Genomic DNA, 13571 nt, shown 5'->3' with positions numbered 1-13571 from the left:
CTACCGCCGACCTAATAGCTTTGATTTCCCATCATTCTTTGGTTGTGGCAATAGATCAGTTAATTGTTTAACGATCGTCTGGTAGGTTTTATCTCGATTGTCGTAGTTTTCAACGATAGGACGCTTACGATCGTAAGGTACCTGGTTCTCACTTTGCGAAAACTTTTCATACTCCCCATTTTCTAAGATGTCTTTCCAATTGTCATCCAGTAATATTCTTAGCCGTGCAGCTTGAGTGATCAATCCTTCTGCAATATCTAGTTGGTTTTTGGGTATGTTTTTAAAAAGAGCCTTTAACCTTTTCACTTCTGTCTCTACTCGATTCTCCATATCGTCAATTCTGTCGTTTAATAAATAAAGTACAGATACATCCAACGCTTCTGCAATCCTAGCTAGTAGTTCCAAACTAGGTGAATTTTTTCCTTGTTCGATACTTGCATAATAATTTGTTGATACTTTTGCCAACCTTGCAAAATCAACCTGTGTCAACTTTTTTTCTTTTCTTTTTTCTTTCATCCGAAAACCAACTTTTTGCTTATCCAAATTAATCACCTTCTTTCTGTACAGGCCTAGGGGGAGGGAGGGGCTAGCATTTCATGTTACATCTGCTGAATTGACTCCCCTCCCCGTTTCACGTCTCCCCAAAAATTAGTGAAACTTTTGACCGGGGGGTGTTTAATAAATCATGTATCCTACTATTTCAACATCAGGATTAGCTTTTAGACAAAACATGTCATCATAAGCATCTCGTAAGTACTTCAGTTTTGTTTCAACACCCTGATAATTAGTGATTGTTTCAATCGCTCCATTCGGAAGTCTTACAGCTGTAACAACTACATCAATGTTCCTTACAGGAGTTCCATTTGGTGCAAATGCTTCCTCCAAAAATCTCTTTCTTAAATCCAACATATCTAATCACCACCATTCATCATCAAATACTTTCTTATTCTTTCGAATGTATTTCTCCAAGCGCTTGTGTTCTTTGTTGTGACATTTAATACAAACACTCTCGGTATTATCTAAAACAAGAGCAAGCTCCGGATACTCTTTAACCTCTTTAATATGGTGAACGTTCTGAGCTGGTGAAACCTTACCTTGTCTCTTGCACTCCTGGCATTCATAGTTGTCACGTTCTAATGCTTGCTGCCTTATTCCATTTTTTCCATACCAGGCTTTGCATTGATAGAACTTAACAAGCTTGTCTTCTCTAATTAATTTTCTAACTTGACTTATTTCCAAATTAATCACCCACAACAAAAAAAGACATCCATCACTGGATGCCTCGTTGTTACTATTCACCTATTACCATAATAAACCCTAATAGCGTTTTTATTCTCCTTAAATTCTTTTAAAATTCTCCCGATATTCTCCTACTTATTTGTATAATCCCCCAATAACTTTACATATTTCCTATACAGATTATCTTTGTGATATTTTAAATTATTTTTTATATCCGTTATTTTGCTATTAAGCCTTTCAAGCAATTCAGTATATTCTTGCTCATTTCCTGTTTCTACTTTTAGTGCTTCGTAACGATTATCTTTTATAAATGTTTTATAAAATGCTTCAAACTCAGAAATTATATATTCAGATTCAAATACTATCAAATAAGCTATCCCGTCTGTTTCACTTGCAATATTCGAAATTTCTTCATGAATTTCTTCTATTTCCTTGTATTTATAATAAATTATCAAATCAGGTCCATGTTGACCGCAATTACTTGCAACTTCTACAATTTTATCTAATTTTTTTGATATCCTATCGATGTTTCTTAATTTAGTTGGCGCTTGATCAACGAAATTTTGATTATCTTGCTTTGTTAAGGTTAGTCTCACACCAATTAGTGTTAAGGATCCTCCTATTATTGAACCTATAAAACTCCCGAAGAAACCTATCCATTCGTTATTATTTGCAACAGGAAGAAAAGGGAAGTCAAACAGTATTACAAAATTAAATAAAATCGGTGGAATTACGGTAATTATTAAGAATAATATAATCCAATTAATGTTGTTTGAGACAACTTCTATTACTCTTCTCACCATACCCTCGAAACCCTTCTAGAATTAGAACTAAACATCTTCTTAGCTATTTCATGCATTGGATCTGCATCATGCTTCTTTCTGATTAGGTCAGATACATCCTTTCCAATAACCTTCCTGGTTCCTGTTCGGTAACCTAATTCGTTTAATGAATTAGCAACCTTTGTGACACTTTCTGTTTCTACATACAGTTTATATGCTTTTTTCTCCATCGTGTTATCTTCGTAAGTTTTCATCATATGAATGAACTTCTCTAACTCTTGAATTCTCTTTTCTGCATCTTCAATCTTCAAGACTATCTCTCCTTCACTATTAATCCTATACAGTACATTATAATACATAGAGTGTTGCACTCGCATAAATCCCAAACCCGTTGTCTATAAAGGTTTCAAAGCTATTCTATTTTTGAGTGCACGCACCGCTAAATTATGTTGATGTAATATCAAAAAAATAAAAAGTCATATCCTCACTTTATCCATAGCAGCATCTAAAGCATCTTGATTAATTCCAATATACCTTAATGTTATATACTGATCAGAATGATTGAATAACTCTTGCAACATGGCTATATCATTCGTTTCTTTATAGAAATGGTACCCAAATGTCTTACGTAAAGTATGGGTACCGATTTCGGATAGGTTTACATGTTCTGCAGCTTCTTTAAGTATCCGGTAAGCTGTTGAACGGTCTATAGATTTATTACCACCCTGACGACTCTTTATTACATAATCGCCATCATCTAAACGCTTCACATAAGGAAGGATGTCTTTCTTGATATAACCAGGTATCTTAATTCGTTTTGCTTTAGTTGTTTTTGTCTCTTTCATGACTATATGAGATTGCAGCAAATCCTCCTTTCTTAGTTTGAGTATGTCCGAGATTCTTAGACCTGTAGATATCCCTAATATGAACATGACAAAGTTACGTTCACTTTTACTTTTTAGATAGTCCTTCATCTTTTGTAGCTTGTCCTTGTCCCTTATAGGCTGTACAAAGTTCATACTTCCACCTCTTCCTCATACACTTGTAATTTCATAATAAAAGCAAGCTTATAAAAAGCATCAGCTTTAATCTTGTAGTACTTAGTTTCGCTAAACCCTAACTTGTTATAAACGATATAATTCATTGGTTCTTCTTCTACAAAATATAGATTTACAATAATGGCCCGTTCATTCCTACTCAATCGATTTACACACTTTTGGACCCATGAAATGAACCGTTGCCTCTCGTTTTCTAAATCAATGCGATCTATCGCTGTCTTTTCTGTTGAAGAATGGAATTGGTTATTTGGTGTAGGAGGAACAATTTCGAATGTAGAAGTTATCTTAGGTTGCAAGTCCTCTGGATCCATTAATAAGTAAATCTTGTATTCTTCTAATACTTTTTCAACTTTTGCACGAGTTGCTTCTCGATCTATTTTAGGAAGAAATGTCATCTGCATGTTGAACCACTCTCCTTTTTAAATTCTGCTTCTTTGAATAATGACTTTATGTAATCGCTACGAGGTATAGGGTTTAAAACTCCTGCTCTTTTGTCCTTACGATACGGACTCTTTTTCCATATAATTTTATAGACCATTTTCACGGTACCACCTCGCAATCCGCAATAAGATATAGACTGGCCAAACAAATAAAATGAAAATAAGAATACAAACAAATATGTCTTTGTGATATCCATCAGGTTCTTCTGGGAGTCTAAAGGTGGTTACACAAATCATTCCGATGAATAAGTAAACAATGGTTATAATTAGGTCCATTCGATTTCTCCCTTCGGTTGCAAAAATAGGGTAAAAATTGCAGATTGGTTGCATTCGCAATAGGCAATAAAAAAGGACACCAACTACAGCTGCGTTAACAGCTAGTAATCAGTGTCCGTCGGTTCTTCCGTAGGGACTTATTTAATTCAAAACATCACTAGTATCTGCAAATACCCAATGAGTGTCAATGTCTTTAACAGGTGGCATTTCACCTAAACGTTCGTATGCCATACTTTTCATAAGAGTGAGCATTTCATCAAAGTTATCTGTATTCTCTATAATCCTCAATATAGATTCACCAACCTTGTGAAACCACTTTATTGAATCTTCTTTGGTACTCGTTGCTATCATGATTTCTGGGCTCATTGGAATATTGGAAACTTTGCAACCTGTTGTCACTTCGGAAACATTAACCATATCAGTCATTGGCACAACGCAGAATCTGTATTTTCCGACTTTAATTTCATGGCCAACAACAGGTCTCCATTCTTCTTTTAGAGCTAAATAGAACTGCTTGGCTTGTTCGCTTACTGTAATATCCATCCCATTCATCCCCTTCTATTAATATCTATCTTCTTCATGTTCAGTACATTCACATTGTGATGGGTCATAATTTTCACCCTCAAAACCCATTCCAAATTTTAAACAATATTCACAAACATAATCTTCTACTTCTAAATGTTCCCTATCATCTGCAACCATTATTAAACCTCCCTTTTAAGCTTTTCAGTTAATTCTCAAATAAATTCCTGTCCAGTAATCCTCACCCGTTCACTTCTGTCTATGTCCAACACTTGTCCGTTCTTCCAGATGATGAGATCTTGTCCGTGTGGCTTTGCAGTAACCTTCGTCAATTGTCCGTTTTTCACCACGAATAGAGCATCTTCTTTCAAACTGATTTCAGCCGACATCTTTTCAAAATCCATCTTTACCATTCGCAAAGCCCCCTGTTATAATAAAGTTACCAACTAATTAGTCGGGAGCCTTGCTCGTGGCTTTTTTATTTTCTGAAGTTAATCTTCATCTTCACAATCACAAAGAACCATTCCATCATCTGTCCATTCTCCGCATTGCTCACATTGTTTTTCTATGAGCCATCCATCAAATATATATTGGGGTTTAGAAACATACGTCTTATGGCAGTTATCACATTCAACTTCTTCCTCGGATTCAAATTCCCAATTTGCTTCGTAGTCTTCAACTTCTTGATGACAATAAGGACAAGTTTGAGCTTTGATTGTTCCGCTCATGTTCTTCTCTCCTCTCAATATTTCGCCCTAGCTAGTAACTATAATCCAATCGTGGTTAGGGTATATAGGATTAGGGGTATCATTTCATCATCATTAAGACATTTACATTTATGATTGACTCCACTTTTTCTTCATCAGTTACGCTTTCATCCTCTATGATGTTGATGATGCGTTGAATATGGTCATGCAGTTTTTGCTTTTCTTCTGCTTGTTGGATGAGGAAATTTACGTCTGCTACTTCCATTTCATAATCCGGCAAAGTTTCTCCATCAGATAAAGCCATGTCGATTGCATTAGAATACTGATCTTTTATTTGTTCCAACCGTTCTTGTTCCGTCACCTGTATTCACTCCTTTGGTTTTTAATCGGAATGCGAATCAACTTAATTCTTTTAAATCTCTAATAAATTCCTCACATAGATAAAACTCTTTAGCGCAAGCTTCCTGTTCTAATTCATCCCAACAAGCTTCTTCTTGATTACCTTTTTTCTTGTTTTCGAATTTACTTCTTCTGAAAATATCTTTTCTCTCCCTTGCTTCATCACACTTTTTAGCGTACTTGTTTATCAATTCTTGCTTTGTCATTTCCTAAACTCCTTTCTCACCGAACTTTCTAACGTCATCAAGATGGTGTCCTTTGAAAAAACAAGACATACAATATACATTTCCATCAAGTGATTTAGGGAAAGGAAATATCTTTCCTCTCTTAGCTGGTTCTCTTGTATCTTCTCCGCACTTTTCACATTTAACATACTCAATTTTCCCACTGTTGTAAGAAGGTTCGAACTCTACAAATACTTCAAATTCACGTTCGCAATTCTCGCATTCATGGTCGAATTTATTATCATCAGGTAAGTCAATTGTGCCATCCGACATATCATTTTCATGTCCACAATAAGGACATTCAACGGTATCTAAATACATTTTCACTCCCCTTTCTTACTAGTGTTTTTCCGTCAACTACCCACTAACTCCCCAGCATCGTTATCTACCATTTTGCGACTGTACGCTCTCATTTCTTCCTCCAGCTCCTCATCGGACTTGCTAGAGTAATAGAAGAAGGTACTTTTCGTGTGCATGACTAGGAATCCGATAAGCCAGCTTCGTTCATCCTGTTTCATCTTGGTGCTTCTCCCAGGTATTGAAATACGTCCTGCTGAAAATAGCCTTTCATAGCATGAGGATTAACCCATAGAACCTCTTCTCGGCTTGCGCCAGCCTCTGCCTTTGCTTTTTTGACTTCTCTTCTCCAGTGCGAAAGCTTATCATCGTAGAGTGGATGTGCATAACCAGATAATATAACTGGTCCAGGATGTTCTTCTAATGCTTCCAGTAACTCAATGTGACCATCTTCTGTCATCTCATGTTTATAACTAGATGTAGTTCTGGTGGACAAAATATAAGGTGGATCCGCATAGATTAAAACATTTTGCCTCGAATATCTTTTTATTAATTCGATTGCTGGTTGGTTTTCAATTTGCACTCCAACTAACCTTTCTGCTACTGCAGCAATCTTTTCCGGAAACTTAATCCACTCTCTGCCTGGTAATGGCCCGTTTCGTTCAATCATGCTCCTCCAACCTGTTCTATGTGAGGTCTTTCCTCCGCGTCCTTGCCATAACCGAACGATAAGACGTCTAGCTCTTTCTAATTCATCCTCTGCCTCGAGGTAACTACCGTAATATTCTTCACGGCTGTGGGGAGTGAATCTAATCGCATACGCTAACTCATCAGGTCGTTCTCTTATAATTTTAAATAGATTAACCACTTCACCATCAATATCGTTAACGGTCTCTAATGCGCTTCTTTGTTTCGTAAATAGGACAGCTCCACTACCAAAGAATGGCTCTAGATATGTTTCGTGATTAGGGAAATGACTAATAATCCAATCAGCTATGCTCCATTTACTACCTGGATAATGCAATATTCTTGGTATCATTGGATCTCCTTCCCTCTCATGCAGCACTCTCGAATGTATATGGGCTCTAATTCCGTCAACGTCATCGATTCAAATGGAGTACCTTTATCGTCCACTTTCATCTTGTGTAGCTCATAAGCTACGAATCTTTTTCTTTCCTCCACGGCCTGTCGAAGCCTATTTGCTGTTTCTGGTAGGGTTATAGGTTCCATACACTAACCTCCTAACTGCTTACTGCAGCTTTATATTCGTATTTCTTTACGCACATTTCCGGTAAATTTGCTCTGGTTAATGCTTCGGCAAAATCGGGTGGTACAGAGTTACCTACTCTTGCTACCTGTTGAGTCTTTGGATACTTTTTGCCTTTATAATCTCGATCGATGATGTATTCTGTAGGAAAACCTTGTGCTGCAAATAACTCATGCGGTTGCAGCATTCTCATTCCAATATCAACAATTTGGTAGTCTTGACCTTCTACTGTTACCAATCCGAATCTGTCTCTAGTTGGGATGGTGTGTAAAGGCTCATCTATTGGTTGACCATCACCCTGACCGTAATATTTAATTAAAAAGGCTGAATCAGTTCCCCTTTCGCCAAAAACCGCACGTCCATAATATTTAGTTAAAAATTCTTCAACACGTTTGTTTCTTTGGTTGGATAACCTTACTTCAACCAAAGAATGACATTGTCTTGCTGTGATGGTGTGTAGAGGGTCATACATGTCACTTGCTACCGATCTACTTTGACCTGCGTAATTTTTGGATATAAACGCTGTAACAAGTCCGTATCTAGGTTGTGTATCAATCGTTAGTAAAGGACTATCGAGGGTTTGCCCTCTCACTCCATTTTCTGTCGTTTCGGAGTGGTATTGAATAAGATAAGGAGCTTTTCTCTTATCAAGTACAAACGGATTAGGATTTTCAACAACAAACTTTTGTAATCCCTTTGCAATTCTTTTTAGTGTGTTTTCAACCAATGGCTTTTCTCTTCCAAAAATACTTTGACACGGAACACTCCAATCAATTATTTCTGCAGCTGTACGATAAGGCTTTTTCAGACCAAGTTGTACATTTATACTCTCGGGATCATCGTGTGTTGGTTCTGGCCATACAATAGGCTTACCATCACATCTGGCAATAAGAAATAATCGTTTTCGTGTTGTAGGAGCCCCGTAATCACACGCTTTTAATTCCTTTGTTTCCAACTTCATAACCAAGAGCTTTGAAGGATTTAACAAAGGATTGAAAGGTCATTCCTTTCTTATCTGGGTCTGGTGCCCATTCACCCCTGCTATTTAGTTTTAAAGGACCCCATGTTTTAAATTCCTCGACATTCTCAAGCATGATAACTCTTGGTCGAACATCTATAGCCCATCTAATTGCTACCCAAGCAAGCCCTCGTACTCTTTTATCAACTGGCTTACCGCCTTTTGCTTTACTGAAATGTTTGCAGTCAGGAGATAACCAACATAGCCCCACCTTACGACCTTTAACTGCTTTCTTAGGATCAATATCCCAAACTGATTCACAATAATGTTCTGTGTTGGGATGGTTAGCTTTATGCATCGCGATTGCAGCTGGGTCATGGTTAATAGCTATGTCCACATTCAATCCAGTTGCTAGTTCTATTCCTGTCGAAGCTCCCCCGCCACCAGCGAAATTGTCTACTATGATTTCTCTAAATAAATCAAGTTGAAGCTTTATCGTTTCTCTCCCCTTTCGCTCGTGGATACCTAAACCCAATTGGCCTAATTTCCATTCCAACATTCACACTCATATGCCTTAAACACATCACAATTTCAAACCAATCACGCTTGTACCTCTTTGCTAGTTGTTCTATGCTCATGAACTTATTCCAATCGCTTACTATGTTGCTAGCTGTCTTGTTGTCAATCCCATGGTCTAAGTCATCATTCATAATCATGCTATTTTCCCCTGTTCGTCCAACTTTGCAAGGATCTCTTGGTACCTTTCTTCAAAATAACTATCTGGCTTAGGAGGACAGTTTGGGCAAGAATTTAACTTATAACCACCGTACATTTCCTGTGTGATTATCCCTGTCCCATGGCATATTTGGCACATAAGTTATGCTCCTTTCCTTAATCGATAATCCGCACCTTCCACTTTGTACAATCTTTCACCACACATACCTAGTAACCGACTGGATGCTGCATAGCCTATCTTTTCACTAAGAGTGCCTGTGTCCTCATTGGAACTAAAAATAATAGGTCTTTTATTTCGATACCGTTCGTTTATGATTTGGTAGTAGAAATTCTCTTTCGACTCAGACCATTTTGCTTTTCCTAGATCATCCCAAAGTAAGACATCTACTGTTAGAGCACTATTCAATAGCTTGGAAAGTGTTAGTCCTTCGTCATTCATCCGTTTAGCATTTGTAAGCTCATCCATGAATGAGACATCAGATACGCATAGCACTCGGCAACCACGGTCATATTTTGATTTTTGTCCTAGAGCAATTTCATCTCTTACACGTACTCGGTTCATTATCCATTTAGCAGCTGCCATTTGAAGATGTGTCTTTCCAAGTCCAAAATTGTTATGAGAAATTTTTACCTCTGCCCTTGCTTCTCCATCTAGATTTCGAATTCTACTTTCTCCAAAAACGGCGATAAATCCTAAGCTATTATGTTCAGGCTTAACGTTCACGATAGATTGAAATTCTTTAAGGTAATCGTGAGTAGAATCAAAGAGAAGCCTCTGAACCTCTGTATCTCGCTTATAATTATCGAATCTTGCATTTTCAAACTCACTAGGGATAAGCGCATTTTTAAATCTGTTTTTCAGATTCCTAGTTTCTTGGCAATGGCAAGGTCGAAAAAAGTCCTTTTCCCGTTCATATTCATCATCATATATTCGGTCAATTAAGGATCCAGTGTCCCTACAATCCTCACATTCAAACTGATTGCCATGCTCGCTCGTCGGCTTCGAGTTCTCGTAATGCGTCTGCATAGCTTTTGCCCTTTTTAGAACTTCCTGCATGGCCGTTCCTATGTGTTGCACGTTTGCCACCTTCTTTCTCCTCGTAGAAACGATCAAGAATATAACCAACACAGTAGCTCAATCCGTTGATTTTATCTCGATTGTGCTTTTTATGTTTTTCAAATTCCTTAAACTTCTCTTCTAAGAATTGAATAGCCTTATCAGGTGGAACTCCTTCCTGGACAATTTCTTTAGCAGCATCAAGATCCTTAGGACTTGCATTTAAAATTCCTCTTAACTGTTGATAGCGTTCAATAATTGCTATTTCAGCTGGTACTACTTCTTTCTTAACGGTTTCCGGCGTCCCGGTACCAGTTTTTGAATTATCTTCGCGCGTATCAGTAGTAGTAATATCTTTTTCTTTCTCTAAATCTATATCTACCTCTACTTCTGTTCCGTCATGTGACGTCACGGAAGCGTCACTGTTAACATTAGGAGCGATTTGTTTTTGTTTCTTCCGTTCCCTATACTTTTTATTGCGCTCTGCATTAAGCTTTCTAACTCTTTCAAGTCCTTCAATGTTTTGATGTTTTTCCCAGTTTGAAATGCTTATAAAATTTTCCTCATCAATTTCAATCATTCCGAATTGCTGAAATACATTTAGTGCCATTCGCACAGTTCCGATGGATCGATTGAATATTGTAGCAAGCATTTCGTCTGTATAAGGTATCTGCTCATTTAAGAAAATGTATCCGCTCGCGTTAACCTTTCCAGCTTGAGAAAGTAATTTAATCCAAATGATTAGGATTGTATCTGCTTCAGGCATTTTCTCAATGAGTTTAATTTTTTCATCTTCAAACATTTGAGTACTTAATTTAATCCACTTGATGTCACTCACGAAATCACCTCTTTTCTTGAACTATGCAGAACGATCTAATATAGGCAGAATATCTCTTTTAGCCAAGATGTCATGGATAAATAGGCGACCTTTTTGTGTCCATCTTGTATGTAACTTGGTACCCATTGAACCATCTCTTTTTCGATATTCAGTTGTTTTAGATTTGGTATATCCTAATCCTTGATATTTCCTATAAAGCAGCCACTGTCCGTTAGAGTTAAATTGAATGCCTTCTTCGTGTAGGATCTGATTCAACTTCTTACCAGATAGGTCATAGTCTTTTGCAATTTGCGTGACATTGACGGCGTCCTTAGATTCTAGAATCTTATCTACATAGTTCACTTTTGGTTCATACTCCTTTACTCTTTGTTCAAGCATAAGCCTTTCTTTTTGCTCTTCAATCCACTTTTCAGCACGCTTTATAGGGTCGTCAATGATATAAGAAGCTTGTCCCATTTCAAATCGACCTGTCTTCCGAATAAACGGAAGAACTTCGTGCGTTACCCACCGCTTAAACTGTTTCGCTTCGGGTTTATTACTTCTAAGAATTAAGGAATACAGACCAGGCTCATTAATAATTGTTATTTCTCTGTTTTGACCTGATACGCTTAAAGTGTGTAATAGCTTTTCATCATCATCTAAGTTCCTGGTTGCTGTGTAAGCATCACGGAATTCCAAAATGTCAGACACATCTTTCGCAACAAACCATACTTCACCATCTTTGATAACGGTCCGAACTTCGGCCTTACCATAGTTGAAAACCTTTTGTAGTTGATTCATTTAATCTCTCACCCTCTCACAAATTGCAAAATGTTTTTCTACCCTTAACACGACATAATTTGGATAACGCTGCATATACTCTTTAATAGCTGATAGAATCTCGTCTTTGTTTCGAGATTGTTCAAAAATTCGTTTCGGCAATAGGACTCGGAATGGTACTTGCAATGCAATTCCCTCCTATATGTGGTAAAATATTTATATAAAATCTTTCACGAAGAATTGAACGTTCTCATGTTGAAGGTTCGAAACGATTTCTTGTGCTATTTTCCTACATTGGGTTACGCTGTCAGCCACGACAACCTCTGTATGAATGCATGTGAAGTCGTTTTTTTCTTTGATTAAAAAATCAACTTCGTAACACATTGGGATCACACCTTAATTTTCGTTTTTGCTTTGTAGATGGAATATTCTTCTCTTGTGAAGAATCTAAGCTAACAAGTGTCTTTGAAATGATGGATATTAGCCTTTCTAGTGCTTGCTGTTTACCCATGTTATCCCTCCTTCACTTTGGCGAGCCTCACCACAAGACTCGCCTAGTAGTGTTCAAGAGTAATAGTGCTCCTCCTTTCTGTTGAATTAAAAGAATCAACACCCAGACACCCGTTTCCGCAGCAGATGTGATGAACTTTTCCAAGGCCCATCTTGGTAGGTCAGAGGGGGCGCGTCGATTTGGAAGGAGGACGATGGTTCTGACCCACCAAGACAAGCTGGAAGTGCTTGTCTGTTTGTGCTATAATAAGGGTGTATTGCAAAAACAACCCTACATGTGCGTTGAGTATTGCTTGGACGGCTACTCAACGCTTTTTACATGTCCTGAAACTTCTTTTAATGATTCACTAGCCCAATAATCAAACGATTCATAGTCGTAACGGGCGTTATGTTTCTTAGATGTGTCAGAAGCATGTGAGATAATCCCATAGAAATATTCTAAAAATTCCTTTTCTTTTCCTAACCTCTTTGCTTCTTTAAGGTATTTTTTCATTTGTTCGAACACTTTAATCCCTCCTAGTTGAAAAATTCTCCCATAAAAGATCTTCATCAATCATTTTCTTTAAAGGTCTGATTTTGAATTCATCTACATAATCAGGAAGATAACAAGCCTTAATTAAAACATTCAAAGATTCACGGTATGCAGTTGTGCTTTTAAAAGATGGACAATCTGAAAGCTTACTATATTCGTTGCTTTTCCATTCAGCCTTTAATTCGTCATATTCAAGTTCGAACCATACCTTTAAACGTTCTATTGCATGATCGTCTACAGACATTTCCGCCTAACCTCCTAACTATTAGTTAAAGCTAAATACATAAACACCAACATCCCGATAAACGCCAACACATGAAACACTCTATACTCGCGGTCACTCATCGCTTATACCTCGCTATCACTAAATCAATAAGCTTCTGTTGGTCTATTTGGTACTGGCTAACGATAAATGTTAGCGGTGCCTTTTGCTTTTCTTGCTTTAAATCTTCCAGGACTCTCATTGATCGTGCGGCGTTCTCAAAATACATGGATGCTTTTTTATAATCCTTTTCTTCCATATACTCAGTTGCAAGTTCAGTACAATAGTTGGCGCAATCCCATTCAGCAAAAGCCTGCTCCCTATCTTCCGGCAAAAAATCTTTTTTAAGGTCCATATAAACCTCCTATTGATTAAAGAAGTAACAACCCACTAATTAATGCAGCGCCTAATCCAACTATTTGTGCCATGTTCTGTAAAATTGATAATCCGTCCATTCCGCATGTGAATGCGATCAATACTTCCTGTGCTTGTGTGTTGGTAGCCCAGGATTGAAAAATGGACATCGAAGGCTCTTTCGTGTCGTTCTCATACTTAGATACGTCTGACTGATTGATATGTAGTTTCTCTGCTAGTTCTTCCTGACTTAATCCAGCTCGAGTACGACAGGCCTTTAATACTGCCCCGTACCTCAATGTTTTCACCTCCTTATTCCAAATTGGAATACTAACATTTAAAGATTGCTAGTATG

Annotated in this window: 28 protein-coding genes and 2 pseudogenes; all 30 read right to left on the bottom strand. The window is 37.5% G+C overall.

The annotated features are described in order from the left end of the window. Nucleotides 1–330 carry a hypothetical protein gene (locus KO561_RS20570; protein WP_408004864.1) on the bottom strand — a complete coding sequence of 110 codons (330 nt, stop codon included), beginning with the start codon at nucleotides 328–330 and terminating at the stop codon, nucleotides 1–3. Between the two features lie 27 nt (nucleotides 331–357). After that, nucleotides 358–516 (bottom strand): annotated as a pseudogene (locus KO561_RS20565) (helix-turn-helix domain-containing protein); the annotation flags it as partial. Nucleotides 517–675: 159 nt separating this feature from the next. Continuing rightward, on the bottom strand, nucleotides 676–909 hold the full coding sequence (locus KO561_RS05270; protein ID WP_231096086.1) for a hypothetical protein: 234 nt from the start codon (nucleotides 907–909) through the stop codon (nucleotides 676–678). A gap of 6 nt (nucleotides 910–915) precedes the next feature. Continuing rightward, on the bottom strand, nucleotides 916–1248 hold the full coding sequence (locus tag KO561_RS05265; protein ID WP_331000859.1) for an HNH endonuclease: 333 nt from the start codon (nucleotides 1246–1248) through the stop codon (nucleotides 916–918). Nucleotides 1249–1370: 122 nt separating this feature from the next. Then, nucleotides 1371–2042, bottom strand: coding sequence for a hypothetical protein (locus KO561_RS05260; protein WP_231096085.1), 672 nt, complete (start codon nucleotides 2040–2042; stop codon nucleotides 1371–1373). Beyond that, on the bottom strand, nucleotides 2036–2332 hold the full coding sequence (locus KO561_RS05255; protein ID WP_231096084.1) for a hypothetical protein: 297 nt from the start codon (nucleotides 2330–2332) through the stop codon (nucleotides 2036–2038). The genes KO561_RS05260 and KO561_RS05255 overlap by 7 nt, the downstream gene beginning before the upstream one ends. Nucleotides 2333–2497: 165 nt before the next feature. Beyond that, nucleotides 2498–3040 carry a tyrosine-type recombinase/integrase gene (locus KO561_RS05250; protein ID WP_231096083.1) on the bottom strand — a complete coding sequence of 181 codons (543 nt, stop codon included), beginning with the start codon at nucleotides 3038–3040 and terminating at the stop codon, nucleotides 2498–2500. Continuing rightward, the gene (locus KO561_RS05245) at nucleotides 3037–3480 is read right to left on the bottom strand and encodes an ArpU family phage packaging/lysis transcriptional regulator (protein WP_231096082.1); all 444 of its coding nucleotides are present in this window, start codon (nucleotides 3478–3480) and stop codon (nucleotides 3037–3039) included. The genes KO561_RS05250 and KO561_RS05245 overlap by 4 nt, the downstream gene beginning before the upstream one ends. Before the next feature lie 126 nt (nucleotides 3481–3606). Then, the gene (locus tag KO561_RS05240) at nucleotides 3607–3795 is read right to left on the bottom strand and encodes a hypothetical protein (protein ID WP_231096081.1); all 189 of its coding nucleotides are present in this window, start codon (nucleotides 3793–3795) and stop codon (nucleotides 3607–3609) included. 141 nt (nucleotides 3796–3936) lie between these two features. Beyond that, nucleotides 3937–4338 carry a hypothetical protein gene (locus tag KO561_RS05235; RefSeq protein WP_231096080.1) on the bottom strand — a complete coding sequence of 134 codons (402 nt, stop codon included), beginning with the start codon at nucleotides 4336–4338 and terminating at the stop codon, nucleotides 3937–3939. Nucleotides 4339–4356: 18 nt separating this feature from the next. Further along, the gene (locus tag KO561_RS05230; RefSeq protein WP_231096079.1) at nucleotides 4357–4497 is read right to left on the bottom strand and encodes a hypothetical protein; all 141 of its coding nucleotides are present in this window, start codon (nucleotides 4495–4497) and stop codon (nucleotides 4357–4359) included. Nucleotides 4498–4532: 35 nt separating this feature from the next. Next, entirely contained in the window at nucleotides 4533–4730 is a 198-nt protein-coding gene (locus KO561_RS05225) for a DUF3954 domain-containing protein (protein ID WP_231096078.1), read from the bottom strand. Nucleotides 4731–4808: 78 nt separating this feature from the next. Continuing rightward, the gene (locus KO561_RS05220; RefSeq protein WP_231096077.1) at nucleotides 4809–5045 is read right to left on the bottom strand and encodes a cytochrome c3 family protein; all 237 of its coding nucleotides are present in this window, start codon (nucleotides 5043–5045) and stop codon (nucleotides 4809–4811) included. Nucleotides 5046–5124: 79 nt separating this feature from the next. Continuing rightward, nucleotides 5125–5385, bottom strand: coding sequence for a hypothetical protein (locus KO561_RS05215; protein ID WP_231096076.1), 261 nt, complete (start codon nucleotides 5383–5385; stop codon nucleotides 5125–5127). A gap of 37 nt (nucleotides 5386–5422) precedes the next feature. Then, nucleotides 5423–5629 carry a hypothetical protein gene (locus KO561_RS05210; RefSeq protein ID WP_231096075.1) on the bottom strand — a complete coding sequence of 69 codons (207 nt, stop codon included), beginning with the start codon at nucleotides 5627–5629 and terminating at the stop codon, nucleotides 5423–5425. Between the two features lie 3 nt (nucleotides 5630–5632). Next, nucleotides 5633–5968, bottom strand: coding sequence for a hypothetical protein (locus tag KO561_RS05205; RefSeq protein ID WP_231096074.1), 336 nt, complete (start codon nucleotides 5966–5968; stop codon nucleotides 5633–5635). A gap of 32 nt (nucleotides 5969–6000) precedes the next feature. Then, nucleotides 6001–6165 (bottom strand): hypothetical protein, encoded by a 165-nt coding sequence (locus tag KO561_RS05200; protein WP_231096073.1) that lies wholly within the window; start codon nucleotides 6163–6165, stop codon nucleotides 6001–6003. Continuing rightward, the gene (locus KO561_RS05195) at nucleotides 6162–6983 is read right to left on the bottom strand and encodes a DNA adenine methylase (RefSeq protein ID WP_231096072.1); all 822 of its coding nucleotides are present in this window, start codon (nucleotides 6981–6983) and stop codon (nucleotides 6162–6164) included. The genes KO561_RS05200 and KO561_RS05195 overlap by 4 nt, the downstream gene beginning before the upstream one ends. Next, the gene (locus KO561_RS05190) at nucleotides 6980–7174 is read right to left on the bottom strand and encodes a hypothetical protein (protein ID WP_231096071.1); all 195 of its coding nucleotides are present in this window, start codon (nucleotides 7172–7174) and stop codon (nucleotides 6980–6982) included. The genes KO561_RS05195 and KO561_RS05190 overlap by 4 nt, the downstream gene beginning before the upstream one ends. Before the next feature lie 11 nt (nucleotides 7175–7185). Continuing rightward, nucleotides 7186–8665, bottom strand: a pseudogene (locus KO561_RS05185) (DNA cytosine methyltransferase). After that, nucleotides 8649–8885, bottom strand: coding sequence for a hypothetical protein (locus KO561_RS05180; protein WP_231096070.1), 237 nt, complete (start codon nucleotides 8883–8885; stop codon nucleotides 8649–8651). Before KO561_RS05180 ends, KO561_RS05185 begins: the two are co-directional and overlap by 17 nt. A 161-nt stretch (nucleotides 8886–9046) precedes the next feature. Beyond that, entirely contained in the window at nucleotides 9047–9991 is a 945-nt protein-coding gene (locus tag KO561_RS05175; protein WP_331000830.1) for an ATP-binding protein, read from the bottom strand. Further along, nucleotides 9876–10799 carry a phage replisome organizer N-terminal domain-containing protein gene (locus KO561_RS05170; RefSeq protein ID WP_231096069.1) on the bottom strand — a complete coding sequence of 308 codons (924 nt, stop codon included), beginning with the start codon at nucleotides 10797–10799 and terminating at the stop codon, nucleotides 9876–9878. The genes KO561_RS05175 and KO561_RS05170 overlap by 116 nt, the downstream gene beginning before the upstream one ends. Nucleotides 10800–10820: 21 nt before the next feature. Continuing rightward, complete coding sequence (locus tag KO561_RS05165; RefSeq protein WP_231096068.1) at nucleotides 10821–11579, bottom strand: phage antirepressor KilAC domain-containing protein; 759 nt, start codon at nucleotides 11577–11579, stop codon at nucleotides 10821–10823. Beyond that, nucleotides 11580–11744 carry a hypothetical protein gene (locus KO561_RS05160; RefSeq protein ID WP_231096067.1) on the bottom strand — a complete coding sequence of 55 codons (165 nt, stop codon included), beginning with the start codon at nucleotides 11742–11744 and terminating at the stop codon, nucleotides 11580–11582. A gap of 181 nt (nucleotides 11745–11925) precedes the next feature. Further along, on the bottom strand, nucleotides 11926–12069 hold the full coding sequence (locus tag KO561_RS05155) for a hypothetical protein (RefSeq protein WP_231096066.1): 144 nt from the start codon (nucleotides 12067–12069) through the stop codon (nucleotides 11926–11928). Between the two features lie 300 nt (nucleotides 12070–12369). Next, the gene (locus KO561_RS05150; RefSeq protein ID WP_231096065.1) at nucleotides 12370–12573 is read right to left on the bottom strand and encodes a hypothetical protein; all 204 of its coding nucleotides are present in this window, start codon (nucleotides 12571–12573) and stop codon (nucleotides 12370–12372) included. A 1-nt stretch (nucleotide 12574) separates the two neighbouring features. After that, nucleotides 12575–12844 (bottom strand): hypothetical protein, encoded by a 270-nt coding sequence (locus KO561_RS05145; RefSeq protein ID WP_231096064.1) that lies wholly within the window; start codon nucleotides 12842–12844, stop codon nucleotides 12575–12577. 97 nt (nucleotides 12845–12941) lie between these two features. Then, the gene (locus KO561_RS05140; RefSeq protein WP_231096063.1) at nucleotides 12942–13217 is read right to left on the bottom strand and encodes a hypothetical protein; all 276 of its coding nucleotides are present in this window, start codon (nucleotides 13215–13217) and stop codon (nucleotides 12942–12944) included. A 16-nt stretch (nucleotides 13218–13233) separates the two neighbouring features. Beyond that, nucleotides 13234–13515 carry a helix-turn-helix domain-containing protein gene (locus KO561_RS05135; RefSeq protein WP_408004841.1) on the bottom strand — a complete coding sequence of 94 codons (282 nt, stop codon included), beginning with the start codon at nucleotides 13513–13515 and terminating at the stop codon, nucleotides 13234–13236. Between the last annotated feature and the right edge of the window lie 56 nt (nucleotides 13516–13571).

It is taken from the genome of Radiobacillus kanasensis, assembly GCF_021049245.1.
Lineage (GTDB): Bacteria > Bacillota > Bacilli > Bacillales > Amphibacillaceae > Radiobacillus > Radiobacillus kanasensis.
This window is presented reverse-complemented; position numbering and strand designations above follow the sequence as displayed.

Excerpts from the sequence above, each read along its gene's own strand:
- KO561_RS20570 (WP_408004864.1), bottom strand. The coding sequence starts at position 330 with ATGGAGAATCGAGTAGAGACAGAAGTGAAAAGGTTAAAGGCTCTTTTT.
- KO561_RS05270 (WP_231096086.1), bottom strand. The coding sequence starts at position 909 with ATGTTGGATTTAAGAAAGAGATTTTTGGAGGAAGCATTTGCACCAAAT.
- KO561_RS05260 (WP_231096085.1), bottom strand. The coding sequence starts at position 2,042 with ATGGTGAGAAGAGTAATAGAAGTTGTCTCAAACAACATTAATTGGATT.
- KO561_RS05250 (WP_231096083.1), bottom strand. The coding sequence starts at position 3,040 with ATGAACTTTGTACAGCCTATAAGGGACAAGGACAAGCTACAAAAGATG.
- KO561_RS05245 (WP_231096082.1), bottom strand. The coding sequence starts at position 3,480 with ATGCAGATGACATTTCTTCCTAAAATAGATCGAGAAGCAACTCGTGCA.
- KO561_RS05240 (WP_231096081.1), bottom strand. The coding sequence starts at position 3,795 with ATGGACCTAATTATAACCATTGTTTACTTATTCATCGGAATGATTTGT.
- KO561_RS05235 (WP_231096080.1), bottom strand. The coding sequence starts at position 4,338 with ATGGATATTACAGTAAGCGAACAAGCCAAGCAGTTCTATTTAGCTCTA.
- KO561_RS05230 (WP_231096079.1), bottom strand. The coding sequence starts at position 4,497 with ATGGTTGCAGATGATAGGGAACATTTAGAAGTAGAAGATTATGTTTGT.
- KO561_RS05225 (WP_231096078.1), bottom strand. The coding sequence starts at position 4,730 with ATGGTAAAGATGGATTTTGAAAAGATGTCGGCTGAAATCAGTTTGAAA.
- KO561_RS05220 (WP_231096077.1), bottom strand. The coding sequence starts at position 5,045 with ATGAGCGGAACAATCAAAGCTCAAACTTGTCCTTATTGTCATCAAGAA.
- KO561_RS05210 (WP_231096075.1), bottom strand. The coding sequence starts at position 5,629 with ATGACAAAGCAAGAATTGATAAACAAGTACGCTAAAAAGTGTGATGAA.
- KO561_RS05205 (WP_231096074.1), bottom strand. The coding sequence starts at position 5,968 with ATGTATTTAGATACCGTTGAATGTCCTTATTGTGGACATGAAAATGAT.
- KO561_RS05200 (WP_231096073.1), bottom strand. The coding sequence starts at position 6,165 with ATGAAACAGGATGAACGAAGCTGGCTTATCGGATTCCTAGTCATGCAC.
- KO561_RS05195 (WP_231096072.1), bottom strand. The coding sequence starts at position 6,983 with ATGATACCAAGAATATTGCATTATCCAGGTAGTAAATGGAGCATAGCT.
- KO561_RS05190 (WP_231096071.1), bottom strand. The coding sequence starts at position 7,174 with ATGGAACCTATAACCCTACCAGAAACAGCAAATAGGCTTCGACAGGCC.
- KO561_RS05180 (WP_231096070.1), bottom strand. The coding sequence starts at position 8,885 with ATGATTATGAATGATGACTTAGACCATGGGATTGACAACAAGACAGCT.
- KO561_RS05165 (WP_231096068.1), bottom strand. The coding sequence starts at position 11,579 with ATGAATCAACTACAAAAGGTTTTCAACTATGGTAAGGCCGAAGTTCGG.
- KO561_RS05155 (WP_231096066.1), bottom strand. The coding sequence starts at position 12,069 with ATGGGTAAACAGCAAGCACTAGAAAGGCTAATATCCATCATTTCAAAG.
- KO561_RS05145 (WP_231096064.1), bottom strand. The coding sequence starts at position 12,844 with ATGTCTGTAGACGATCATGCAATAGAACGTTTAAAGGTATGGTTCGAA.
- KO561_RS05140 (WP_231096063.1), bottom strand. The coding sequence starts at position 13,217 with ATGGACCTTAAAAAAGATTTTTTGCCGGAAGATAGGGAGCAGGCTTTT.